21 protein-coding genes are annotated in these 23,232 nt (G+C 72.0%); 10 read left to right on the top strand and 11 right to left on the bottom strand.

The annotated features are described in order from the left end of the window. Position 1: 1 nt before the first annotated feature. Together ACYVIH_RS02370 and ACYVIH_RS02365 are read right to left on the bottom strand one after the other, a co-directional pair. Positions 2–670 carry a histidine phosphatase family protein gene (locus ACYVIH_RS02370; protein WP_460865537.1) on the bottom strand — a complete coding sequence of 223 codons (669 nt, stop codon included), beginning with the start codon at positions 668–670 and terminating at the stop codon, positions 2–4. After that, positions 667–1,743: a phosphotransferase family protein gene (locus ACYVIH_RS02365; protein WP_460865535.1), complete on the bottom strand. Its 1,077-nt coding sequence runs from the start codon at positions 1,741–1,743 to the stop codon at positions 667–669. The genes ACYVIH_RS02370 and ACYVIH_RS02365 overlap by 4 nt, the downstream gene beginning before the upstream one ends. 82 nt (positions 1,744–1,825) lie before the next feature. Here ACYVIH_RS02365 and ACYVIH_RS02360 point away from each other — a divergent pair, with 82 nt between their 5' ends. The 5 genes from ACYVIH_RS02360 to ACYVIH_RS02340 all read left to right on the top strand — a co-directional run bounded on the left by ACYVIH_RS02360 (position 1,826) and on the right by ACYVIH_RS02340 (position 7,331). Then, positions 1,826–2,353, top strand: a complete 528-nt coding sequence (locus ACYVIH_RS02360) for a hypothetical protein (protein ID WP_460865533.1) — start codon at positions 1,826–1,828, stop codon at positions 2,351–2,353. Positions 2,354–2,398: 45 nt separating this feature from the next. Beyond that, positions 2,399–3,979, top strand: coding sequence for a phytoene desaturase family protein (locus ACYVIH_RS02355; RefSeq protein WP_460865531.1), 1,581 nt, complete (start codon positions 2,399–2,401; stop codon positions 3,977–3,979). A 141-nt stretch (positions 3,980–4,120) separates the two neighbouring features. Next, on the top strand, positions 4,121–4,573 hold the full coding sequence (locus ACYVIH_RS02350; protein WP_460865529.1) for an SRPBCC family protein: 453 nt from the start codon (positions 4,121–4,123) through the stop codon (positions 4,571–4,573). 1 nt (position 4,574) lies between these two features. Further along, positions 4,575–5,537, top strand: coding sequence for a TIGR03885 family FMN-dependent LLM class oxidoreductase (locus ACYVIH_RS02345; RefSeq protein ID WP_460865528.1), 963 nt, complete (start codon positions 4,575–4,577; stop codon positions 5,535–5,537). Between the two features lie 111 nt (positions 5,538–5,648). Beyond that, a complete protein-coding gene (locus ACYVIH_RS02340) occupies positions 5,649–7,331 on the top strand; it encodes an alpha-amylase family protein (protein WP_460865526.1) in 1,683 nt (560 codons plus the stop codon). 598 nt (positions 7,332–7,929) lie between these two features. Here ACYVIH_RS02340 and ACYVIH_RS02335 read toward each other — a convergent pair. From ACYVIH_RS02335 to ACYVIH_RS02310, 6 genes are all read right to left on the bottom strand, one after another. Next, positions 7,930–9,576, bottom strand: coding sequence for a hypothetical protein (locus ACYVIH_RS02335; protein ID WP_460865524.1), 1,647 nt, complete (start codon positions 9,574–9,576; stop codon positions 7,930–7,932). Then, positions 9,551–10,258 (bottom strand): ABC transporter ATP-binding protein, encoded by a 708-nt coding sequence (locus tag ACYVIH_RS02330; protein ID WP_460865522.1) that lies wholly within the window; start codon positions 10,256–10,258, stop codon positions 9,551–9,553. Before ACYVIH_RS02330 ends, ACYVIH_RS02335 begins: the two co-directional genes overlap by 26 nt. Positions 10,259–10,621: 363 nt before the next feature. Then, positions 10,622–12,808, bottom strand: a complete 2,187-nt coding sequence (locus tag ACYVIH_RS02325) for a 3-hydroxyacyl-CoA dehydrogenase NAD-binding domain-containing protein (RefSeq protein ID WP_460865519.1) — start codon at positions 12,806–12,808, stop codon at positions 10,622–10,624. A gap of 54 nt (positions 12,809–12,862) precedes the next feature. Further along, complete coding sequence (locus ACYVIH_RS02320) at positions 12,863–14,074, bottom strand: acetyl-CoA C-acetyltransferase (RefSeq protein ID WP_460865743.1); 1,212 nt, start codon at positions 14,072–14,074, stop codon at positions 12,863–12,865. A gap of 286 nt (positions 14,075–14,360) precedes the next feature. Next, complete coding sequence (locus ACYVIH_RS02315) at positions 14,361–15,524, bottom strand: CaiB/BaiF CoA transferase family protein (RefSeq protein WP_460865516.1); 1,164 nt, start codon at positions 15,522–15,524, stop codon at positions 14,361–14,363. Between the two features lie 25 nt (positions 15,525–15,549). Further along, on the bottom strand, positions 15,550–15,993 hold the full coding sequence (locus ACYVIH_RS02310) for a hypothetical protein (protein ID WP_460865514.1): 444 nt from the start codon (positions 15,991–15,993) through the stop codon (positions 15,550–15,552). A 151-nt stretch (positions 15,994–16,144) separates the two neighbouring features. Here ACYVIH_RS02310 and ACYVIH_RS02305 point away from each other — a divergent pair, with 151 nt between their 5' ends. After that, positions 16,145–16,498 carry a hypothetical protein gene (locus ACYVIH_RS02305; protein ID WP_460865511.1) on the top strand — a complete coding sequence of 118 codons (354 nt, stop codon included), beginning with the start codon at positions 16,145–16,147 and terminating at the stop codon, positions 16,496–16,498. A gap of 54 nt (positions 16,499–16,552) precedes the next feature. Further along, the gene (locus ACYVIH_RS02300; protein ID WP_460865509.1) at positions 16,553–17,869 is read left to right on the top strand and encodes a serpin family protein; all 1,317 of its coding nucleotides are present in this window, start codon (positions 16,553–16,555) and stop codon (positions 17,867–17,869) included. Here the strand turns inward: ACYVIH_RS02300 and ACYVIH_RS02295 are convergent. Beyond that, positions 17,841–18,260: a hypothetical protein gene (locus tag ACYVIH_RS02295; RefSeq protein ID WP_460865507.1), complete on the bottom strand. Its 420-nt coding sequence runs from the start codon at positions 18,258–18,260 to the stop codon at positions 17,841–17,843. The genes ACYVIH_RS02300 and ACYVIH_RS02295 overlap by 29 nt on opposite strands. Positions 18,261–18,279: 19 nt before the next feature. Continuing rightward, the gene (locus tag ACYVIH_RS02290) at positions 18,280–18,729 is read right to left on the bottom strand and encodes an Hsp20/alpha crystallin family protein (RefSeq protein WP_460865505.1); all 450 of its coding nucleotides are present in this window, start codon (positions 18,727–18,729) and stop codon (positions 18,280–18,282) included. A 107-nt stretch (positions 18,730–18,836) separates the two neighbouring features. Here ACYVIH_RS02290 and ACYVIH_RS02285 point away from each other — a divergent pair, with 107 nt between their 5' ends. Next, on the top strand, positions 18,837–19,454 hold the full coding sequence (locus ACYVIH_RS02285) for a hypothetical protein (protein WP_460865502.1): 618 nt from the start codon (positions 18,837–18,839) through the stop codon (positions 19,452–19,454). Positions 19,455–19,465: 11 nt separating this feature from the next. Here the strand turns inward: ACYVIH_RS02285 and ACYVIH_RS02280 are convergent, their stop codons facing one another. Further along, positions 19,466–20,407, bottom strand: a complete 942-nt coding sequence (locus tag ACYVIH_RS02280; protein WP_460865500.1) for a cation diffusion facilitator family transporter — start codon at positions 20,405–20,407, stop codon at positions 19,466–19,468. A 44-nt stretch (positions 20,408–20,451) separates the two neighbouring features. Here ACYVIH_RS02280 and ACYVIH_RS02275 point away from each other — a divergent pair, with 44 nt between their 5' ends. Together ACYVIH_RS02275 and ACYVIH_RS02270 are read left to right on the top strand one after the other, a co-directional pair. Further along, complete coding sequence (locus ACYVIH_RS02275) at positions 20,452–20,949, top strand: 2'-5' RNA ligase family protein (RefSeq protein WP_460865498.1); 498 nt, start codon at positions 20,452–20,454, stop codon at positions 20,947–20,949. 209 nt (positions 20,950–21,158) lie between these two features. After that, the coding region (locus ACYVIH_RS02270) for a hypothetical protein (protein WP_460865496.1) at positions 21,159–23,232 on the top strand (2,074 nt) is incomplete at its 3' end.

Here is a 23,232-nt window from a genome sequence, read left to right as displayed (position 1 = left end):
CTTAGCGGTAGGTGATGAAGCCGTCGCCGGCCTGCTCGAGGTGGCTGTGGTCGTTGAAGGAGATCAGGGTCATCCCGCGGCGGCCGACCACGACCTTGGTGACCGAGGCGTTGACGGTGACCGGGTTGAGCTGGGCCCAGGTGTGCGGGGTGCCGCCGAGCAGCGAGACCACGACCCTCGAGATCGTCCCGCCGGAGGTGAACACCACGGCGGTCTCGTTGCGGCCGAGGCGGTCGGCGGTGCGGCGCAGCGCGGACTCGACGCGGTCGGCGAAGGCGGTGAACGACTCGTCGTAGTCGTGGTCGTACTCGCCCCCGGCCCAGCGCAGCAGCGCCCCGTCGAACCACTCCTGGAACTGGGCGCGGGTGAGCTCCTCGCCCTCCCCGTAGGCGGCGGGGTGCATCGCGAAGACCTGCTCGTGGTCGAACTCGTCCCAGTCGGCGTCCTCGACCACCTCGCCGGGCTCCCAGCCGGCGCCGGCCAGGGCGTGCTCGGTCGTCTGCCGGTGCCGGCGCATCGACCCGCGGACGACGAGGTCGGGGCGGATGCCGCGGGCGGCCAGGGACTCGCCGAGCGCCCGCGCCTGCCGTTCGCCGAGCTCGGAGAGCACGTCGTAGTCGTCGCTGCCCCAGGACGCCTGGCCGTGCCGGACCAGCAGGATCTGGCTCATCGCAGCAGCCCCCGGCAGCGCTGGTCGAGGTAGCCGACGGCCAGGCCCATGATCGCGAACGCCTCGTTGGTGGTCTGCTTGTGGAAGTAGCGGTAGTAGATCTGCTGGGCGATCACCGCGAGCCGGAACAGCCCGAACACCTCGTAGAAGCGCCACTGCTCGGGTGTGACGGTCAGGCCGGTCCGCTCGGCGTAGTAGTCGACCACCTCGGCGCGGGTGAGCATCCCGGGCAGGTGGGTGGGCTGGCGCCGGAACTGCGCGAACACCTCGTCGTCGTCGGCCTGCACCCAGTAGGCCAGCGCGCCGCCGAGGTCCATCAGCGGGTCGCCGAGGGTGGCCATCTCCCAGTCCAGGATGCCGCGCACCTCGAGGTCGTCGTCGAGGACGACGTTGTCGAAGCGGTAGTCGTTGTGGATCACGCAGGAGCCGACGTCGTCGGGCTGGTGCTCGTCGAGCCAGGCCATCACCTGCTCGAAGTCGGGCACGTCCTCGGTGCGGGCACGGCGGTACCGCTCCGACCATCCGGCGACCTGGCGAGCGACGTACCCCCGGCCCTTGCCGAGGTCGCCCAGCCCGGCGGCCTGCGCGTCCACCGAGTGCAGCTCGACCAGGCGGTCCAGGACGCCGGTGCACATCCGGCGCACCTGCGACTGCGTCAGGTCGGTGCCGGGCGGCAGGTCACGGCCCAGGATCGTGCCCTCGATCCGCTCCATCACATAGAACTCCGAGCCGATCACGCCCTCGTCCTCGCACAGCGCGACCACCTGCGGGACGTAGCGGAACACCGGACGCAGCCGGGCCTGGATCGTGAACTCACGCGCCATGTCGTGGGCGCCGCGAGCCTTCTGTCCCGCGGGCGGGCGGCGCAGGATCAGGTCTCGCGCGGGGTACCGCAGCAGGTAGGTCAGGTTGGACGCCCCGGAGGAGAACTGGCGTACGTCGGGCACCCCGGCCAGGTCCGCGGCCAGCGCCGGTTCGAGGTCCTGGGCGGCGAGCCAGGCCGCCACCGCCGCGACGTCGAAGGCGTCCTCGGCGCGCACCTCTCCGGCTCCGGGCACTGCTCGTGGCTCCATGTCCGTGAACGATATCGACGCGGCCCAGGCGGTCCTCGACCGCTATGCTCCCCGTGATCTGACCTCCAGCCCGGGAGCCCCCATGAAGCGCACCCTCCTGTCCGCCGCTCTCGCCTCTCTCCTGGTCCTGACCGCCTGTGGCGGTGGCGGCGAGGACGAGGAGGCCAAGTCGGCGATCTCGGACTACCTGATGCAGCAGCAGGCCGAGGAGCAGATGATCGAGCTGGAGAAGAAGGACGCCGACTGCATCTCCGAGGACATGGTCGACGGGATCGGGGTCGAGAAGCTCAAGGAATACGGCTTCCTCAACGAGGACGGCACCGTCAACGAGAAGGCCGAGACCCCGGAGATGGCCAAGGAGGACGCCGAGGTGCTCGTCGACTCGATGTTCGACTGCACCGAGGTGATGGACACGATCGCCGACGAGCTCAGCTCCTCGATGGGCGACCAGAGCGCCGAGGTGAAGCAGTGCTTCGAGGACGCCCTCACCGAGGATTCGGTCCGCGGCATGTTGGTGGGCACCTTCTCCGGCGACGAGGACGCCGGCCAGGAGCTGATCGAGCCGCTGACCAAGTGCGCGCTCGGCAACATGGAGATCCCGGAGAACTGACCGGGGTCACCGCGTAGCCCCCGCACCAGCGGGTAGGACTGACGCATGAGCGCACACGACGCCGTCGTCATCGGCAGCGGCCCCAACGGGCTCGTCGCCGCGAACCTGCTCGCCGACGCGGGGTGGGACGTGCTCGTCCTGGAGGCGCAGGACCGCGTCGGCGGCGCGGTGCAGAGCGACAGCGACGTGCACGACGGCTTCGTGCACGACACGTTCAGCTCGTTCTACCCGTTGGCGATGGTCTCGCCGACCATCCAGGGCCTGGAGCTCGAGCGGTTCGGGCTGGAGTGGTCGCACGCCCCGGCCGTCGCGGCGACGCCGTTCCGGGACGGAAGGTGGGCGCTGATGCACCGCACCCCCGAGGCGACCGCCGCGGCGCTCGACGAGCTCGCCCCCGGCGACGGGGACGCGTGGCTGGAGCTGTGCCGAGGCTGGCAGCGCATCGGCGACCAGGTGGTCGGGGCCCTGCTCTCACCGTTCCCGCCGGTGCGCAACGGGCTCGGTGCGCTCGCGAAGCTGCCCGGCGTCGGTGGGCTGTCGTTCGTCCAGATGTTGCTCTCCCCCGCCCGGTCGCTGGCCGATCGGCAGTTCCGGGGGATCGAGGCGAAGATGCTGATCGCCGGGAACGCCGCGCACACCGACATCCCGGTCGACGCCCCCGGCTCGGGCGTCATGGGGTGGCTGCTCGCGATGGTCGGCCAGCACCTCGGCTACCCGGTCCCCCGCGGCGGCGCCGGCATGCTCGCCGCGGCGATGGCACGCCGGTTCGAGTCCCGCGGCGGGACGATCCGCACCGGCGAGCGGGTGGTCGAGGTGGTCGTGCGCGACGGCCGGGCGAGCGCCGTACGCACCGAGGGCGGGGACCTGGTCGAGGCGACCCGGGCCGTGGTCGCCGACGTCTCCGCGCCGGCGCTGTACGGCGAACTCGTGTCGTGGGACCACCTCCCGTCGCGGCTGCGGCGCAAGATGGACCGCTTCGAGTGGGACCCGGGCACGGTGAAGGTGGACTGGGCGCTCGACGGGCCGGTGCCGTGGGCGACCGCACCGGCGGCGGCGCCCGGCACGGTGCACATCAGCGAGACCCTCGACGAGCTCGCCACCGCCGGCGCGCAGATGGCCGGTCACACCGTGCCGGCCAGGCCGTTCGTGCTGATGGGGCAGATGGCGGCCGCCGACCCCACCCGCGCTCCGGCCGGCAAGGAGTCGGTGTGGGCCTACACGCACGTGCCCCAGGAGGTGCACCGCGACGCCGGACCCGACGGCATCACCGGACGCTGGGACCACGACGAGCGGGAGCAGATGGCCGACCGGATGCAGGCCCGGATCGAGGAGCACGCCCCCGGGTTCGGCGACCGGGTGCTGTCCCGTCGGGTGCTCGGTCCGCGCGAGCTCGAGGCCCGCGACGAGAACCTCGTCGGCGGTGCCCTCAACGGCGGCACCTCCGGGCTGCACCAGCAGCTGGTGTTCCGCCCGGTGCCCGGGTTCGGGCGCGCCGAGACCCCCGTGAAGGGGCTCTACCTCGGCTCCGCGTCGGCGCACCCGGGTGGCGGCGTGCACGGCGCCTGCGGCTCCAACGCCGCCCGCGCGGCGCTGGCGCACGCGAAGGTGCGCCGGATCCTGCACTGAGGCGCCCGGACGCGCCGCTCGTGTGGAGCGCGTCGCTCGTGTGGCTGGGCGGACGCCGTGGCGCCCGCGGGACCGCACGACCCGGGGTGGGCACCTTCTGGGCCATGGCATGAGCCCGACGGGCGGGGGTAGAACTGGCTCATGAGCCGGACCACGCGCATCATGAGCTGCACCCCTGAGGACGTCTTCGCCGTGCTGGAGGACGGGTGGACCTACGGCATGTGGGTGGTCGGTGCCGCCCGGATCCGCGGCGTCGACCCGAACTGGCCGCACGTCGGCTCCCGCATCCACCACTCGGTCGGCGCGTGGCCGCTGCTGCTCAGCGACCACACCGAGGTCGAGGAGGTCGACCCCCCGCGGCTGCTCCAGCTGCGGGTGAAGGCATGGCCCACCGGCGAGGGGCGGGTGCGGCTGACCTGCACCGACCTGGGCCGAGGCCAGACCGAGGTCGTGATGGAGGAGCGCGCGGTGAACGGCCCGGCGAAGCTGCTGCCCGCCCCCGCGCAGGACCTGATGCTGCACCCGCGCAACATCGAGGCACTCAAGCGGCTGGCCTACCTCGCGGAGAACCGGGCCCGCTCGAGCGACCGCTGACATGGCGGTGATCGGCTTCCACTGCTCCCACGAGCAGATCCACCCGCGGGCGCTGCTGGAGGACGTACGCCGCGCCGAGCAGGTCGGCTTCACCGCCGCGATGTCGTCGGACCACTTCGTGCCGTGGAGCAGCAGGCAGGGCCACTCCGGGTTCGCCTGGTCATGGCTGGGCGCCGCGCTCGCGTCCACGGACCTGCCGTTCGGGGTGGTGAACGCGCCGGGACAGCGGTACCACCCGGCGATCGTGGCGCAGGCGCTCGGCACGCTCGGGGCGATGTTCCCCGGGCGGATCTGGGCCGCGCTCGGTTCGGGTGAGGCCTCCAACGAGCGGATCACCGGTGCCCCCTGGCCGCCCAAGGAGGTCCGCGACGCCCGGCTCGAGGAGTGCGTGACGGTGATCCGGCGGCTGCTCGCCGGCGAGGAGGTCACCCACGACGGCCTGGTCACCGTGCACGGGGCGCGGTTGTGGTCGCTGCCCGACCCGGTCCCCGAGCTGGTCGGGCCCGCAGTCAGCGTGGAGACCGCCGGCCGGGTCGGCGCCTGGGCCGACGGGCTGGTCACGGTCAACCAACCGCACGACAAGCTGCGCCGGATGGTCGAGGCCTACCGCGGTGCCGGCGGGCGCGGACCACTGCGGCTGCAGGTGCACCTGTCCTGGGCGCCGACCCGCGAGGAGGCGGAGGCGATCGCGCACGACCAGTGGCGCTCCAACACCTTCCCTCCGCCGGCGTCGTGGGACATCGACTCCGTCGAGGTGTTCGACCTCGCCTCCGAGCACGTGCCGATCGAGCAGGTCCGCGAGGTGGTGCTGGTGTCGGAGGACCTCGGGCAGCACGCCGCCTGGCTCGCGGAGTTCCTCGACCTCGGCTTCGACGAGCTGTACCTGCACCACGTGGGGCAGGAGCAGGCCCGGTTCCAGGAGGCGTTCGGGGAGCGGGTGCTGCCGCAGCTCCTCGGCCGGTGAGAGGCGGGGGCGCCGGCCGGTGAGAGATCGGGCGGATAGCGGGTGAGGGCCGGCCGGCGAAGGACGGCCGGCGAAGGGCGACCGGGCGAGCGACGTACAAGGGAGGACACCGTGCGCACCAGCGATACCGCGGACCTGTGGTGGAAGACCGCGGTCATCTACTGCCTCGACGTGCAGACGTTCCTGGACTGGAACGGCGACGGGTGCGGTGACTTCGCCGGGGTCACCGAGAGGATCGACTACCTCGCCGAGCTCGGCGTGACCTGCCTGTGGCTGATGCCGTTCTACCCGACCGCGGACCGCGACGACGGCTACGACATCACCGACTTCTACGGCGTCGACAGCCGGCTCGGCACGCACGGCGACCTGGTCGAGCTGATCCGCACCGCACGCGACCGCGGGATGCGCGTGATCGTCGACCTGGTGGTCAACCACACCTCCGACCGGCACCCGTGGTTCAAGGCCGCGCGGTCGAGCAAAGACTCGCCGTACCGCGACTTCTACGTCTGGCGCAGCGAGCCGCCGGAGCAGGACACCTCCGACCAGGTGGTCTTCCCCGACCAGGAGGACAGCATCTGGGAGCTCGACGAGCGCACCGGGGAGTACTACCTGCACCAGTTCTACAAGCACCAGCCGGACCTCAACATCGCAAACCCGCGGGTGCGCGACGAGATCGCGAAGATGATGGGCTTCTGGCTGGAGCTGGGCATCTCGGGGTTCCGGGTGGACGCCGTGCCGTTCTTCCTCGGCCTCACCGGGGTCGCGCCGAAGGAGGCCGCCGACTTCGCCGACCCGCACGACTACCTGGCCGCGCTGCGCTCGTTCCTCGGCCGGCGCACCGGTGACGGGATCCTCCTCGGCGAGGTGAACCTGCCCTACGCCGAGCAGAAGAAGTTCTTCGGCGGCCGTGACGGCGACGAGCTCACGATGATGTTCGACTTCGTCGGCATGCAGAACATGTACCTCGCGCTTGCCCGGCACGACGCGCGCCCGCTGGTGCGCACGCTCAAGCGGCGGCCCGACGTCTCCCCCGACTCGCAGTGGGTCTCCTTCGCGCGCAACCACGACGAGCTGACCCTCGACAAGCTCAGCGAGAGCGAGCGGCAGGAGGTCTTCGCGGCCTTCGGACCCGACCCGCAGATGCAGATCTTCGGGCGAGGCCTGCGCCGGCGGCTGCCGCCGATGCTGGCCGGCGACCCGCGACGGATCCGGATGACCTACAGCCTGATGTTCGCGATGCCCGGCACGCCGGCGCTGTTCTACGGCGAGGAGATCGGCATGGGCGAGAACCTCGACATCGACGGCCGGCTGGCGGTGCGCACGCCGATGCAGTGGACCGACGGCCGCAACGGAGGGTTCTCCACCGCCCGCCCGGCACGGCTGCCCCGCCCCGTGGTGGACGGCGCGTTCGGACCCGAGCACGTGAACGTGGCCGACCAGCGCTCCGACCGAGACTCGCTGCTCAGCTTCCTCACGCTGTTGGTCCGTCGCTACCGCGAGTGTCCCGAGCTCGGCTGGTCGGACGTGAACCTGCTGGACCAGCCGCACCGCGGCGTGATCGCGCACGAGAGCCGGTGGCAGGAGCGCCGACTGGTCACCGTGCACAACCTGTCCCCGGAGCCGCGCACCGTGCCGCTCCGGTTGGAGGACTGCGACCCGGACTGCCGGCTGGTCGACCTGCTGCAGGACGGGAGCACGGAGCTGGGCGACGACGGGTCGGTGGAGCTGACCCTGGACGGCTACGGCTACCGGTGGCTACGACTGCTCCCCGCGGAGAGCCGCACGTTGGCTTGACGCGCTGTCTTAGTGCGCCGGGCGGCCGCGGCGCACCGCACCCCGGCGAGCGTGCCGGGACTCGTGCTGAGTTGCGTGCAGGGCGTCGTGCAGGGCCACGTGCCGGCGCGACGACCGGCCGAGGCAGGTCACCCCAGGGCTCGGCGTGCTCCGGCGCCGACCCGGGTCCCGCCGAGGTCGGCACGCTGTCCGGCGGCGTAGCCGGACCAGCCGCCGCTGCCCGACAGCGAGCGTGGCTGGGCCTTGCGGAGGTGGGGGTACTCGCTCTGCATCGCGTCGCGCACCTGCACAGACCGGTCGGCGAGCACCAGCGCGACAGACGGGCCGGACTCCGATCCGGCGGCCGCCGACGCCGTCGCACGCGCGCGCTCCTCGGCCTCGGTCAGCCGGCGGACCACCGCGGAGGTGAATCCGGCGAGCCAGGAGCGACGGTAGGCGGCGAGGCTCTCCCCGGGCGGGGCGGAGGTGCGCTGCAGCCCGGTGCCGGCCTGGAGCAGCAGGCTGGTGTAGAGCAGCTCGGCGCGGGCGAGGTCGGAGCCATAGCCGAACGGCAGCGGGCACGGACAGAACTCGGGCCTCGGGACCGGTTCTCCACAGGTCAGGCGGCGACGGTCGTGACCACCCGGGAGCGGGTCTGCGGTGTCGACCAGGCGGCCGCGGTGCGGGCGAGCCGGAGGCCGGAGACCAGCAAGAAGGGTACGGCGAGCACCAGCGACAGCTGCCACGACATCTGCGCCGTGGCGGCGAACAGCACCGCCGTGAGCGTCGTGACCAGGGCCAGGCGGGTGGAGTAGCCCACCATGGTCAGCGGCGGAGCCGGGGTGGCCCGCGCGCTGCGCAGGTCGACCGTGAACGGCCGCGACACCGACCAGCGCATCGAGCCGGACACGACCTGGAGGATCACGACGACGGTGGCGCAGAGCACGGCCACCAGCTCCGCGGCAGTCGGCGGCGCGGCGGTCCGCAGCGACGCCATGACCAGGGTGAGGCCGGTGGCGGCCGCGAGCACCTCGGTGAGCACCAGCGCCCGCGAGGCGAACACCAGCCGGGGCGGCACCGGCAGCGTCTCGCGCCACAGCGCGCCACGGGCGTCCAACGCCCAGGCGTTGACCCCGAACAACAGGGTGGCGCCCGAGGCGACCAGCCCAGGCAGGATCGTGAGCATGTGCCACTCCAGCCGGCTGGCCAGTGCGACCAGCCCGGGCAGGAGCGCGAGCACGGCGAACCCTCGCCGCAGCGGCACCGCACGCCACACCCCGGCCCGGTCGACGCGGATCAGCGCCGCGAGGTCGGAGGTCGGGTCGGGCCGCCGTTCGCGGACCCAGGACTCCATCCGGGTCTCCTCCAGGACCGGCCGACGGGCCAGGGCGTGGGCAACGAACGCGCCGGCGACGATCACCACGAGACCGCCGAAGGCCAGCGTCCCCAGGCCCTTGGCCCAGTCCGCCCAGTGCCCCTGGGCGCCGTCGAGCGCGACGAGCAGCACCTCGAGCGTCGGTGAGCGGTCGAGCGCCGGGACGAACCTGTCGGTCGCGATCAGCCACCCGCCGCCGACGGCGAGCAAGGCGCCGAGGCCACGCACCAGCCACAGGCCGTGCGGTCCGCGGCGCAGCCACTCGATCGCCCAGCCGATCAGCTGCGCAGCGGCGGTCGCCACCGCCAGCCACAACAGCACCGGCAGCTGGACCGCGAGCAGGTTGTCCGGCCCGAGCGCGAAGGCGGTCGCGGCCAGCGCGAGCCAGGCCTGCAGCAGCCAGGCGATGTTCAGCGGCGCCATCAACAGCGCCCCGAGGTGGTCGGTGGTCGGGCTGACCGGGTAGGCGACCCCGAGCTCGCGCGGCAGCAGCTCACGGCCCCCTCCCGCGGACGCGGCGGCGATGACCGCGATCGCCAGGGCGCCGAGGTAGAGGCTGGGCAGCAGCAGCGCGATCTCGAACGAGCTCAGCCGGCTCGGCGCGCCGCCGGGAAGCGGAGATCCCCCGGCGCCGGGCAGGTGCGCCGGGGCCCAGCCGGCGGCGACGGTGAGTACGACGAGCAGGGCGAACGCCATGACGACCAGCCGCCGCGACCGTCCTCGCACGGCCGCGGCGCGGAAGCGCACCAGGGCCGGCACGTCGGCGACCGCCCGCGCCGCCTCGCGTAGCAGCGCGCCGGACCGCGGACCCGACCGGCGTCCGAGCCGGCGTCCGGGCCGGCGTCCGGGCTGGCGTCCGGGCCGGTCAGTCGAGAAGCGCCCGGTAGGCACCGGCCCCGTCCTCACCACTCATCTCGTGCGCGGGCACCGCGGCGACCGCCGTCCCACCCCGGAGGACGACCGCCTGCTCGCAGGCCTGCACGGCGAGCTCCCGCAGGTGCGTCGAGACGAGCACCGCGGCGCCCCTTGCCCGGGCGTCGGCGACCACCTCCATCGTCGCCTCGACGCCGAGCGGGTCGACCCCGTCGAACGGCTCGTCGAGCAGCAGCACGTCGGGTTCGTGGAATACCGCGAGCAGCACCGACATCCGGCGGCCCATGCCGTGGCTGAACCCAGCGGTGACCCGGTGTGCGGCGGCGCCGAGCTCGAACCGCTCGAGCAGGTCCTGCGCCCGGCTCTCCCATCCCGCGGGCATCCGGCGCAGCCGGGCGGCGAGCTGGAGGTGCTCCCACGGTGTCGCGCGTGGCACGAGACCGCCGACGTCGGGGCAGTAGCCGGTGAGCCGTCGTACCGCCAGCGGGTCGGCGTGCACGTCGTACCCACCGACCTCGACGGTGCCGGCGGTGGGCGGCACGACGCCGGCCAGGACGCGCATCGTCGTCGACTTGCCCGCGCCGTTGCGGCCGAGCAACGCGACCGACCCCCCTGCGGCGACCCGGAGGTCGACCCCGCGGACGGCGTCGACCAGGCCGAACCGCACCCACAGGGCGGAGACGTCGACGAGGTTGGTCACACGGACAAGGTTCTCAAGAGTTCGCGCCCACGCGTGGGGGTTACTCGGATCTTCCGCGGCGGGCCGGCCGGTGTGATCGCGAGCATCGCCGGTCGTCGGCCTACCGCAACGTCACAATCGTTCAGCTGAGCTGATGTGACGTCGGAGTCGCCGGAGAAGCCGTCACAACCGTTCAGCTGAACGATAGGGACGGACCAGGGTGCTCACCAGCATCCCGGGCCGGCGCGCACCCGGATGCCGCGCGGCAGGCTGAGTCCCCGACGCACTTGGCACGGAAAAGCGCCACTTGGCACGGCACGTTCACCGTGTTAAGTGGCGCTTTCCCATGTTCACTTGGTAATCCGCCCAAGGGCCGGGGCCCCGTCAGGCCGGGAAGCGCTCGCCCTTCTCGGCGAGGTTCACCAGGTACGCCGGCGGCTCGAACCGGGCACCGTGCTTCGCGGCGAGCTCGCGCGCCCGGGCGACGAACGCCGGCAGACCACCCGGGTAGCCGTGCATGAACTGCACCGCACCGCCGGTGTTGGCCGGGAAGCCGATCCCGAAGATCGAGCCGATGTTGGCCGCGGCGGCCGACTCGATGACGCCCTCCTCGAAGCAGCGGGCGGTCTCGATCGACTCGATGAACAGCATCCGGTCCTTGAGCTCGTCGAAGTCGGGCTGCTGCTCGGCGACCGGGAAGGTCTCGGCCAGTCCCGCCCACAACCCGGCACGCCGGCCGGACTCGTCGTACTCGTAGAAGCCGGCACCCTTCAGCTTGCTGGAGCGACCGAGCTCGATCATCTTGTCGATCACGGCCTCCGCCGGGTGCGGCGTGTAGGTGCCGCCCTCGGCCTCGACGCCGGCCCTGGTGGCGTTGCGGATCTTGACCATCAGCTCCATGTTGAGCTCGTCGGTGATCTGCAGCGGGCCGACCGGGTAGCCGGCCTGGGTGGCTGCGCGCTCGACGGTCATCGGGTGCACGCCCTCGCCGAGCATGGCCAGGCCCTCGTTGATCTGTACGCCGATCACCCGCGAGGTGTAGAAGCCGCGGCTGTCGTTGACCACGATCGGGGTCTTCTTGATCTGCTGCACGACGTCGATGGCCTGGGCCACGGCCTTGTCGGAGGTCTTCGCGCCGCGGATGATCTCGACGAGCGGCATCTTGTCCACGGGTGAGAAGAAGTGCAGGCCGATGAAGTCCTCAGGCCGGTCGACACCCTCGGCGAGGCCGGTGATCGGCAGCGTCGAGGTGTTGGAGCACAGCAGCGCGTCGGGGTTCACCACGTCGAGGATCTCGGCGAACACCTTGTTCTTCAGGCTCGGGTCCTCGAAGACAGCCTCGATCACCAGGTCGCAGCCCTTGAGGTCACCGGGGTCGGCGGTCGGGGTGATCCGGGCGAGCACCTCGTCGGCGGCTTCACGGGTCATCTTGCCGCGGTCGACGGCCTTGTCGAGGAGCTTGACCGAGTAGCCCTTGCCCTTCTCGGCGTTCTCGGCGCTGACGTCCTTGAGCACGACCTCCATGCCGGAGCGGGCACACGAGTAGGCGATGCCCGCGCCCATCATCCCGGCGCCGAGGACACCGACCTTGGTGGCCTTGAACTTCTCGACGCCCTCGGGCCGCAGGGAGCCGGAGTTGATCGCGGACAGATCGAAGAAGAACGCCTGGATCATGTTCTTCGACACCGGGCCGGTGATCAGCTTGGTCAGGTACCTCGACTCGATCCGCGAGGCGGTGTCGAAGTCGACCTGCGCGCCCTCGACGGCCGCGGACATGATCGCCTTCGGTGCCGGGTAGTCAGCGCCCTTGGCCTGCTTGCGCAGGTTGGCCGGGAACGCCGGCAGCACCGAGGCCAGCTTCGGGTTCGACGGGATGCCGCCGGGCATCTTGTAGCCGGGACGGTCCCACGGCTGGCTGGCGGCCTCGGCGTCGTCCTTGTGGGCCAGGATCCACTTCTTGGCCGCGGGGACGAGCTCGTCCTGGGTCGCGACGACCTCGTCGACGAGTCCCTTCTCCTTCGCGGCGGCGGGCTTGAGCTTGGTGCCGGTGAGCAGGTAGCCCATCAGCGCGTCGTACAGGCCGAACATCCGCACCATCCGGGTCACCCCGCCGCCACCGGGCAGCAGGCCCAGGGAGACCTCGGGCAGGCCGAGCTCGTAGCGGCCGTCCACGGCGATCCGGTGGTGGCAGGCGAGGGTGATCTCCAGGCCGCCACCGAGCGCGGCACCGTTGATCGCGGCGACGACGGGCTTGCCGAGCGTCTCCAGCCGGCGCAGCTGGGCCTTGATCGACTCGGCCATCGCGAAGATCTGCGGGGCGTCCTCGGGGCCGGCCTTGATCATGTTCTTCAGGTCACCGCCGGCGAAGAAGGTCTTCTTCGCGCTGGTGATCACCACGCCGGTGATGTCGTCCTTCTCGGCCTCCAGGCGTTCGACGGCGGCGGCCATCGAGTCCTTGTAGAGGTCGTTCATCGTGTTGGCACTCTGAGTGGGGTCGTCGAGGGTGAGTACGACGATCCCGTCGCTGTCCTTGTCGTACCGGACGGCGCTCTGCTGGGCGGTCTCAGTCATGTGTGTCTGTGTCCTTGAGGAGGAGGTCTTGGTCGACGGTGTCGGTGCGGAGGGTCAGAGGCGCTCGACGATGGTGGCGATACCCATGCCACCGCCGACGCAGAGCGTGGCCAGACCGAAGCGCTGGTCGCGGCGCTCGAGCTCGTCGATGAGCGTGCCGAGGATCATCGCCCCGGTCGCGCCGAGCGGGTGGCCCATCGCGATCGCGCCACCGTTGACGTTGACCTTCTCCGCCGGCAGGTCCAGGTCGCGCATGAAGCGCAGCGCCACCGCAGCGAAGGCCTCGTTGATCTCGAAGAGGTCGATGTCCGCAGGTGTCATCCCGGCCTTGGCCAGCGCCTTGCGCGAGGCCGGCGCGGGGCCGGTGAGCATGATCGTCGGGTCCGCGCCGGAGACCGCGGCGGACACGATCCGCGCCCGCGGGGTCAGGCCGAGGTCCTTGCCGACCTGCTCGGTGCCCAGCAACATCAGGGCCGCGCCGTCGACGATGCCCGAGGAGTTGCCGGCGTGGTGGACGTGGTCGATCTTCTCGACCCAGTGGTACTTCTCCAGCGCCACGGCGTCGAAGCCGCCCTGCTCACCGATGTCGGCGAACGACGGCTTGAGGCCGGCCAGCGACTCGACGGTCGTGCCGGGGCGGATGAACTCGTCGTGGTCGAGGACGGTGATCCCGTTGATGTCCTTGACCGGCACGAGCGACTTGTCGAAGTACCCGTTGGCCTGCGCCTTGGCGGCCCGGGCCTGCGACTCCGCGGCGAACGCGTCGACGTCCTCGCGCTTGAAGCCCTCGATGGTCGCGATCAGGTCGGCGCCGATGCCCTGCGGGACGAACGCCGTGTCGAACGCGGTCGCCGGGTCCGACGCCCACGCACCGCCGTCGGAGCCCATCGGCACCCGCGACATCGACTCGACGCCGCCGGCGAGGATCAGGTCCTCGAAGCCGGAGCGGACGCGGGCTGCGGCCTGGTTGACCGCCTCCAGGCCCGACGCGCAGAACCGGTTGAGCTGCACACCGGCGACGGTGTCGGGGTAGCCGGCCTTCAGCGCCGCGGTCTTGGCGATGTCGGCACCCTGGTCACCGATCGGGCTGACCACACCGAGCACCACGTCGTCGACGCGCTCGGGGTCCAGGCCCGGGTTGCGCTCCTGCACGGCGTCGAGCAGGCCCACGACCAGGTCGATCGGCTTCACCTCGTGAAGCGACCCGTTCTTCTTGCCCTTGCCCCGCGGCGTGCGGAGGGCGTCGTACACGAATGCTTGTGGCACGTCGGCCTGGCTCATGGTTCGTCCCAACGTCTCGATGACCGGAAAGGCCGGCCCGCGACGGGGCCGACGGAGATACCTGATTGTGACACCATCACTGTCAACGTCCAACAGGCCCGGACGTGTGATCTGTGTCGCTTGACGAGGAAGCGCTGCCGGTGGTCGAGGAGGGAGCGCAGCGAGCGTCTCGAGACCCCCGGCCCGGGCCTCGCACTTGCAACGAAATGCACCGTTCTTGCGCCGAAAACGGTGCAGAACGTTGCGAGTGAGCTCTCCAAATCCCCCAGGGTCAGGCTTGGACGGCCGCGCCCGACTCGAGCAGCGCGTCGACGTCCTTGACCCCCCACGCCTCCAGCGCGGCACGGGTGCCGCCACCCGGGACGCTCGGGCCGGTGCTCAGCGACGCCTGGGTGCGCGAGAACCGCGGCGCGGGGGCGGGCTGGAGGATCCCGTTGCGGGTCACGTACGTCTCCCGCGCCTTCAGGTGCGGGTGCTCGGCGGCCTCGGTCAGCGGCAGGATCGGCGTGCAGCAGGCGTCGGTGCCGTCGAACACCTCGGCCCACTCCGCCTGCGTGCGCTCCTTGAACCGCGCGGCGATCGCACTGCGCAGCTCGTCGTGCCGGGCGAAGTCGTACCGGTCGGGAAGCGCGTCGGCCAGGCCCAGGCCGGCCACCAGCTCGTCGTAGAACTGCGGCTCCAGCGACCCCACCGCCATGTGGCGGCCGTCGGCGGTCTCGTAGATGTCGTAGAACGGCATGCCGCCGTCGAGCAGGTTCTTCGCACGCTCCTCACGCCAGCCGCCGCCGGCGATCATGCTGGCGAGCATCGCGTTGAGGTGCGCCGAGCCGTCGACGATCGCCGCGTCGACGACCTGGCCCTGCCCACTGGTGCGGGCCTCGAGGAGCGCGGCGAGCACCCCGATGACCAGGTACGTCGATCCGCCTCCGAAGTCGCCGAGCAGGTTCGACGGGAACATCGGCCGCTCCGCGCTCTGGCCGAGGCCGTGCAACGAGCCGGAGATGCCGATGTAGTTCATGTCGTGCCCGGCGGTGTGCGCCAGCGGCCCGTCCTGCCCCCAGCCGGTCATCCGGCCGTAGACCAGCCGCGGGTTGCGGGCATGGCACTCCTCGGGCCCGAGCCCGAGCCGCTCGGCCGCACCGGGACGCATTCCCTCGATCAGGACGTCGGCGGTCTCGACGAGGTCGAGCACGGCGGCCACCGCGGCCGGGTCCTTGAGGTTCATCGCGACGCTCGGTCGGCCCCGGGTGAGCAGGTCGGTGTCGCGCGAACCGGCGCTGGCAGCACCCCCGGGCTTCTCGACTCGGACCACGTCGGCGCCGAGGTCGGCGAGCAGCATCGCGGCGTGCGGGCCGGGGCCGATGCCGGCGAGCTCGACGACCCTGATGCCCTTGAGCGGGCCGGTTCCCTGTCCGAGTGCGTACGCGTCAGTCATGCCGCGCATTCTCACAGTGGAACTGTCAGCGTCGCGAGCCCGTGTCCGACAGGAGGGACACCAGCCGCACCACCATCGCGATTGCGCTGCCGACGATGCCGATCACCAAGAACACGCGGGCCACGATCGCCCAGTCCAGGCCGGACAGGTCGAAGTCGAACGGGAACACCTGCCACATCCGGACCATCGCCACCAGTCCGATCCCGGTCGTGACCAGGTCACCGGCGGCGCGCACCCGGTTGGTGTCGCGGCCGACGTAGACCAGGTTGGTGATGATCCCGGCGATCATCGAGGCGTTCACCCAGCCGAGCACCTCGGTGGTCTCCGACGTGAGGAACGGCAGCTCCTCCCACCCGGGCCACACGTTGACCAGGTACAGCAGGACTGCGTTGACCAGCGCCGCGATCACGTACCCGGTGCGCCGTGCGGCCACCGACGGGCGAGGCTTGCGGGTTGCTGGGAGTGTCATCCGGGACTCCCTTCGCGAGACCCGTGAACCACGCTAGCCACGTCACCGGCAGCCGGTCAGGGGCAAAGGTCACGACCGCAGCCGCTTGTGCCAGGGCCGCGGCCTAGAATCGAGGGGGTCGCCGCCCGCGCGACCCGATTGAAGAGGCACCATGCCCGAGCTCACGCCGGCAGTACCCACCCGGCAGCCGCGCCCCCGCAAGCACCTCATGGTCCCGGGCCAGCCGCGACCGCAGCGGCCGGAGTCGATGAGCCTGACCCAGGTCCAGCGCTGGGTGATGTCCACGCTGGCGGTCAGCACGATCCTGCACCTCGCCGCGGGGCTGGTGCTCGCGGCGATGTACGTCGACGGGCTGGACCGGCAGGTCGGCCTGCTGGTGATCTCCGGGGCGTTCGGCGCGATCGCGGTCGCCGTCGGGCTGATGATCCACCAGCGCTCACCGCTGTCGCCGTGGCTGCTGCTCGGCGCGCTGCCTCCCGTCTTCGGCGCGTTCCTGGTGCTCTGACTCCGGTGTCCGACGGGGACGGAACCCGCCCGCGCGCCGGTGCGTCCGATCGACATGCTGACCAGACGTGACGCGCTCCGAGCGGCCCTGCTGATGGCCGTGGCCGGCTCCGGGTTGTCCGCGCTCACCGGGTGCGGCGAGTCTGCCGAGTCCGGAGGAGGTGGCGCCGGGATCGGCCTCGCGGCGTCCGGCGTACGGCGGTCACCCGGCAACAGCGACGCGCTCCCCGACGTCGTGGCGGAGGTGCAGGCGTTCACCGGGGACCTGTACCGGCTGGCCGCCGCCGGCACCCGCGGCAACCTGGTGCTCTCGCCGTACTCGGTCGCCGTCGCGCTCGCGATGACCCGCGCCGGCGCTGCGGGCAGGACCGCGTCGGAGATGGACAGCGTGCTTCACGCGCCGCCGGGCGACCGGCTGCACGGCGGGATGAACGAGCTGTCGGCGCGGCTGGAGTCGCGCTCGCGCAGCCACGAGCTCCCCGAGGGCGGCAAGGCGGAGGTGGCGCTCTCGGTGGCCAGCTCGCTGTGGGGCCAGCACGACCTGGCCTGGGAGCAGGAGTTCCTGGACACGCTGGCGCGCGAGTACGGCGCTGGGATGCAGCTGGTCGACTACGTCGCAGACGCCGAGCGGGCGCGCGAGCTGGTCAACGAGTGGACCGCCGAGCACACGCGCGACAAGATCACCGAGCTGGTCCCCGAGGGGGTCTTCGACGCGCTGACCCGGTTGGCGCTGGTCAACGCCATCCACTTCAAGGCGCCCTGGCTGGAGCCGTTCGAGGACGAACGGAACGGGGCTCGGTTCACCCTCGGCGACGGCGAGCAGGTCAAGGTGGACCTGGTCACCCAGCTCCTCATGCAGGCGGAGTACGCCGAGGGCTCCGGCTGGGTCGCAGCCCGGATGCCGTATGTCGGCGGCGAGCTCGCGATGGCGCTCGTCGTACCCGAGGACCTCGGTGCGGTGGAGGAGGGCCTGGACGCCGCCTGGCTCGGCGAGCTGCTCGGCGGGTTCGCCAGGGCCGAGGGCGGGGTGCGGGTGACCATGCCGCGCTGGGACTTCCGCAGCAGGTTGAGCGTCCGTGAGGCGCTGAGCGAGCTGGGGATGCCGACTGCGTTCGACCCCGAGGCCGCCGACTTCACCGCGATGACCTCGGACGAGCGGCTGCACATCAGCCACGTGCTGCACGAGGCGACGATCACCGTGGACGAGAAGGGCACGGAGGCCGCCGCCGCCACCGCCGTGGTCATGGGCGTCACGTCCGCCCCGGTCGAGCCACCCCGCGAGGTGACCGCGGACCGGCCGTTCCTGTTCGTGGTCCACGACGTGGCGACGGCGACCCCGCTGTTCATCGGGCGGGTCGCCGACCCGCGCTGACGCGCCACCGGTGGTCGAGCCCGCCGGCACCCGGTGGTCGAGCCTGTCGAGACCGGATGGTCGAGCCCGTCGGCACCCGGGTTCGCGCCGGAGCCCCGGGCGGAGACCGCTGGCGGCCGCGCGGGTGCGCAGCCCACTGGCTCCGCCCGACGCCCGGACGACGGGTGGTGGCCCGCTGCCTCCGGGAGGAGCGCCGCGGCCGGGCCGACAGCGCCGGCGGGTCGCCGCCGGGTGGGTCGGCCCGGTCCGCCGCGACGATCTCCCAGAACGTCTCGTCGACCCAGGCCGGGTCGGCGCAGAGCAGGTCGAGCAGCTCGTCGTCGACCCGGGCCGGGTCGCGGGCGGGCGCCACCTGCGTCGGGGCGGCGCCCGTCGGAGCCCGGGATCGCATGGGAGTCACCTCCCCCGGATCAGGCGCTGATCTCCTTGGCCTCCTTGCCGGCGGCGCCGGCCTTGACCTGGATCTTGCGCGGCTTGGCCTGCTCCGCGACGGGGATGCGCAGGCTGAGCACGCCGGACTCGTACTCCGCGTGGATGTTGTCGGTGTCAAGGTTGTCGCCGAGGAACAGCTGGCGTGAGAACACGCCCAGCGGACGCTCGGCGATCTGCATCTCGACCTCGCCGTCGTGCACGGTCGGACGCCGCTCCGCCTTCACCGTGAGGACGTTGCGCTCGACGTCGACCTCGATCGCGTCGGGGGTGACACCCGGCAGGTCGAACATCACGACGAACTCGTCGCCCGCGCGGTAGGCGTCCATCGCCATGGCACTGGGCCGGGACCACGTGCCCGCGGTGCCGCCGCCGAGGAGCTGCGAGGCGAGCCGGTCGAACTCACGGAACGGGTCGGTGCGCATCAACATCGTTGTTTCACCTCCTGGTCGGTTCCATCCATGTCAATGCACGTAACAAGATGTAGCACGTCGTCATTCCGTTGACAAGTATCCCCGTCAATGTGACGATGACGTCTGTGAGCGAGCCCCGTGACTGCCTCGACCAGGTGCTGACCGCGGTCAGCGGTACGACGGCCACCGGCTCGCGCTGCAGTGGCGAGGATGCACTCGCCGCCCTCACCGCACTTCACGAGCTGCGCGACCAGCTGCTGGCGTGGGAGCCCGTGCTCATCGAGGCCGCCCGGGACGACGGCGTCTCCTGGGCACGCCTCGCACCTGCCCTCGGCGTGACCAGCCGGCAGGCTGCCGAACGCCGCTACCTGCGCCTGCGTCCGGCTGCCGGCGACACCGGCATGACTCGTGAGGAGCGGGTGCAGGCCGCGCGCGACGAACGGGCCGGCGACCGTGCCGTTGCCGCATGGGCACGGGCCAACGCCTCCGAGCTGCGACAGATGGCCGGCCAGGCCAGCGCGGTCACCGGGCTCGGCACGGCCGCCCGCCGTCGGGCGAAGGCGCTCGCGTCGTCCCTGACCGAGGACGACCCCACCGCCCTGCTCGCGCCGCTGTCCGAGATCCACCGTGACCTCGTCGACGAGCACGCTCCCCTGGCGGCCCGGATCGACGCGGTCGGCCGCAAGGTCAGCCGGATCCGCCGCGACACCCAGCGGGCCCGCGACGCCGCGGCCGGCTCCTGAGGCCGCCGCCCTCAGTCGTGCGCGACCGCGCCGAGGTGCTCGTGGCCGCGGTGCGACTCGGGCTCGATCTGGAACGTCGCATGGTCCACGTCGAAGTGGTCCGCCACGCAGCCGCTGAGGTCGTCGAGCAGCTGGCACACGCCTCGCTCCTCCACCACCTGGTCGGTCACCGTCACGTGCACGGACAGCACCGGCATGCCGCTGGTGATCGTCCAGGCGTGCAGGTCGTGCACGTCGACCACCCCCGGTACGGCGGTCAGGTGGTCGCGCACCTCGTCGAGGTCGACGTGGCGGGGCACCGCCTCGAGCAGCACGTCGAGCGCCTCCCGCAGCAGCGAGAACGACCGGGGCAGGATCAGCGCAGCGATCAGCAGCGAGGCGATCGCGTCGGCGGCCATGAACCCGGTGGCCACGACCACGACCGCGGCCGCCACGACGGCGACGGAGCCGAGCAGGTCGCCGAGCACCTCGAGGTAGGCGCCACGCATGTTGAGCGAGGAGTCCCGGCGCCGGGTCAGGATGCCCAGCGAGACCGCATTGGCCAGGAGTCCGACCAGGGCGAACCAGAGCATCAGCCCGCCGTCGACGGTCTCGGGGTCGAGGAGCCGGTTCACCCCGGTCCACACGAGATAGGTGCACACCACGAGCAGCAGCACGGCGTTGACCAACGCCGCCAGGATCTCGGCCCGATGGAAGCCGAAGGTCCGCCTCGGGCTCGCCGGGAGGGTCGCCACGTAGGACGCCGACAGCGCCAGGCCGACCGCGGCCGCGTCGGTGACCATGTGCCCGGCATCGGCGAGCAGCGCCAGCGAACCGCTCAGCACCGCACCGACCACCTGGATCACGATCACCGAGACGGTGACCAGGAGCACCAGGCGCAGCCGGGCCCGGTCGGCGGCACGCCCCTCGGCATGGCCGTGGCCGAGCGCGCCGTGTCCGTGTCCCGCACCCATGACGGCCCAGCGTAGACGCCGCTCTCGCACGCTACGTTGGCCCGGTGAGCGGACACTCCCTTCTGGTGGTCCCCCTGCCGGGTCTGCTGTCCGTCGTACCCGCCCTCGCCCGGGGGCCGGTCACCCCGCACGTCACGCTGGTCTCCCCGTTCACCGCCACCGCCGAGCCGGACGCGGGCGTGCTCGGCGAGCTGCGGACCTTCTTCGCCGACGTGGTGCCGTTCGAGGTCACGCTCGACGCGCTGACCCAGTTCCCCGGCGGCTCGACGTACCTGGTGCCCGAGCCCGCCGCGCCGTTCCGTCGGCTCAGCCAGCGGCTGCTGCGGCTCTTCCCCGAGCTGCCGCGCCCACGGGAGATCGGCGAGGCGGCGCCGCACCTGGAGGTGCCGCTCGGCCGCGGCGAGGACGTCGAGGTGCTCCGGCGGGACCTCGCGCCGTGGCTGCCGGTGACCTCGATGGCGCGGGCCGCGGAGCTGTGGTGGACCGAGGACGAGGAGACCCGGACGCTGGCCGTGTTCGGCTTCGGCACCAGCGCCGCCTGAGCGTCACCGACGGCAGCCGGCTGTGACGGGCGGGTGCAGAGGGGTTGCTGCGCTACCAGATGAAGTTGTGAAAACCGTGAACAACACGCCGAGCGCCGACCTATGCTCCTCGGGACGGATCGGACATCCCACCCAGAGGGTGCCGCCGTCTGTCGGTCCCACAGCGGTCGCACGACGCAGCGACGAGCCTCACCTTCTGGAAATGAGTCATGCCCATCTCGGTCCCGCATGCCCTCCGCACGGTGGTCGCCCTCCTGGCCATCGCGGTCAGCCTGAGCGGCATCCCGGCCTCCACCCCGGCCCAGGCGATCCCGATCGAGGGCTACCCGACCTACCAGCCGCAGAGCCGGTGCACCCCGTCGCCGAAGGCGGGCACGGTGATCCTGGCCGATCACCTGATGAAGAAGTACCCGGGCTCCGGCTCGTCGGGCATCTCCCGCTCCTGCGGCGCGTCCGGCACCTCGGAGCACAAGGAGGGCCGTGCGTTCGACTGGCAGCTGAGCGCCGCGTCGAGCCGGGACCGCGCCTACGCCCAGGACTTCATCGAGCGGCTGCGCGCCACCGACCGGTCGGGCAACGCCAACGCCCTGGCCCGGCGGATGGGGATCATGTACGTGATCTGGAACGACCACATCTGGTCGGCGTCCTCGGGCTACCGCAAGCGCCGCTACCTGCACTCCGCCTGCAACAAGCTGCGCGGCTGCTCGGTGACGCTGCGGCACCGCGACCACATGCACATCTCGCTGAGCTGGGCCGGCGCCCGGGCCCGCACCAGCTGGTACGACCGCACGCCGCGACCCGCCGTCGCCAAGCCCGCGCCGACGCCGGCACCGCGACCGGAGCCTGCCCCGCGGCCCGCGCCCGAGCCGGCCCCGAAGCCCAAGCCGCGTCCGGCGACCAAGCCCCAACCCAAGCCCAAGCCCAAGCCGGCGCCGAAGGTGGTCCCCGCCCACCGCGCCCCGCGCACGAGTGACGGCGTGATCGACCTGCGCCGGGTGCCGATGACCCGGCTGGTCGTCCCCGCGGCGGGCGAGCTCGTCGAGACCGAGTTCAAGCTCGCCAAGGGGGTCACCTACTCGTTGACCGCGGCCGGCCTCTACAGCTTCGGCCGGCCGGACCAGGTCGCCGACGCCGTGTGCACCTGGTCCGCGCGCGAGCAGCTGTGGACGGCGACGCCGCGCCGGGCCGTACGCCGCACCTTCGGGCCGCTGGCGCTCGTGGTGAACGGCAAGCGCGTCTTCGGCGACAGCTGCAACGCCTCCCACACCTACCGCACCGCCTACACCGCCCCGCGGGACATGACCCTCAAGGTGCGGGTCCTCGGCAAGCACCCCTCGACCCGCGGCCGGCTGACCCTCGTCGTGGGCCGGCGCAAGGCGAGGGTCGCCCCGGCGCTGCCGGAGTACCCCTCGCTGACCCCGGCCCCGACGTACTCCACCAACCCGGCGGTGGGCCCCGGCCTGATCGCCGAGACCGTGACCCTGCCGGCGAACCGGTCGGGCGCGACGTACACCCGCAGCAGCCTCGAGCCCGGCGCCACCTACCGGGTGACCGTCTCCGGCGTCGTCACGCTCGGCGGCGGCGTGCGGTCCAACGGCCAGTGCGTGTCGGTGCGCGGCACCTGGTACGAGTCGGCCTCGATCGACCCGCGGGTGCCCGGCCAGGACCACGGCAACCTGTACGTCGACGGACGGCCGTTCGACGGGACGGCCACGGCCGGCTGTGAGGGCAACGTGCACGTGGCCGACGTGGTCGCCGACCGGCGCAGCCGGATGCGGCTGGACCTGTGGGACCCGCTCAGCGTCTCCGACAACTCGGGTGAGCTGCGGGTGCTGGTGCAGCGGGTGACCCCTGTCGAGACCTTCCCGACGCCGGCCGACCGGGAGCGCCCGCGGCCGCGCCAGGACGAGTGGCGGATCAAGCGCGACGTGTTCTCGGTGGACTCCCACGTGGCCCGCGGCAAGGTGTCGAAGATCCGGCTCCGCAAGGGGCAGAGCGCCCAGATCATCGTCAACGGACGGTTCACCTCCGGTGGCCAGAGCGCCGACGCTTCCTGTGTGAAGACCGCGTCCGGCTGGCTGCCCACGATCCCCGACCTGTTGGTCGCCGACACCCTCAACGTGTGGGTCGACGGACAGCCGGTCCGCTGGCGTCCGCGCGGCGGCAAGGGCGGCTGCTCTGGCTCGGCGAGCTACACGACCCGGTTCACCGCGGCCAAGAACGGTCCGCTGCGGGTGAGCGTGTTCGACCTCGACCACAGCGACAACGCCGGCGAGCTCGAGG

This window comes from Nocardioides pakistanensis (assembly GCF_054781215.1).
Note: the sequence above shows the minus strand (reverse complement) of the source record. Positions and strands in the feature narration are given on the sequence as shown.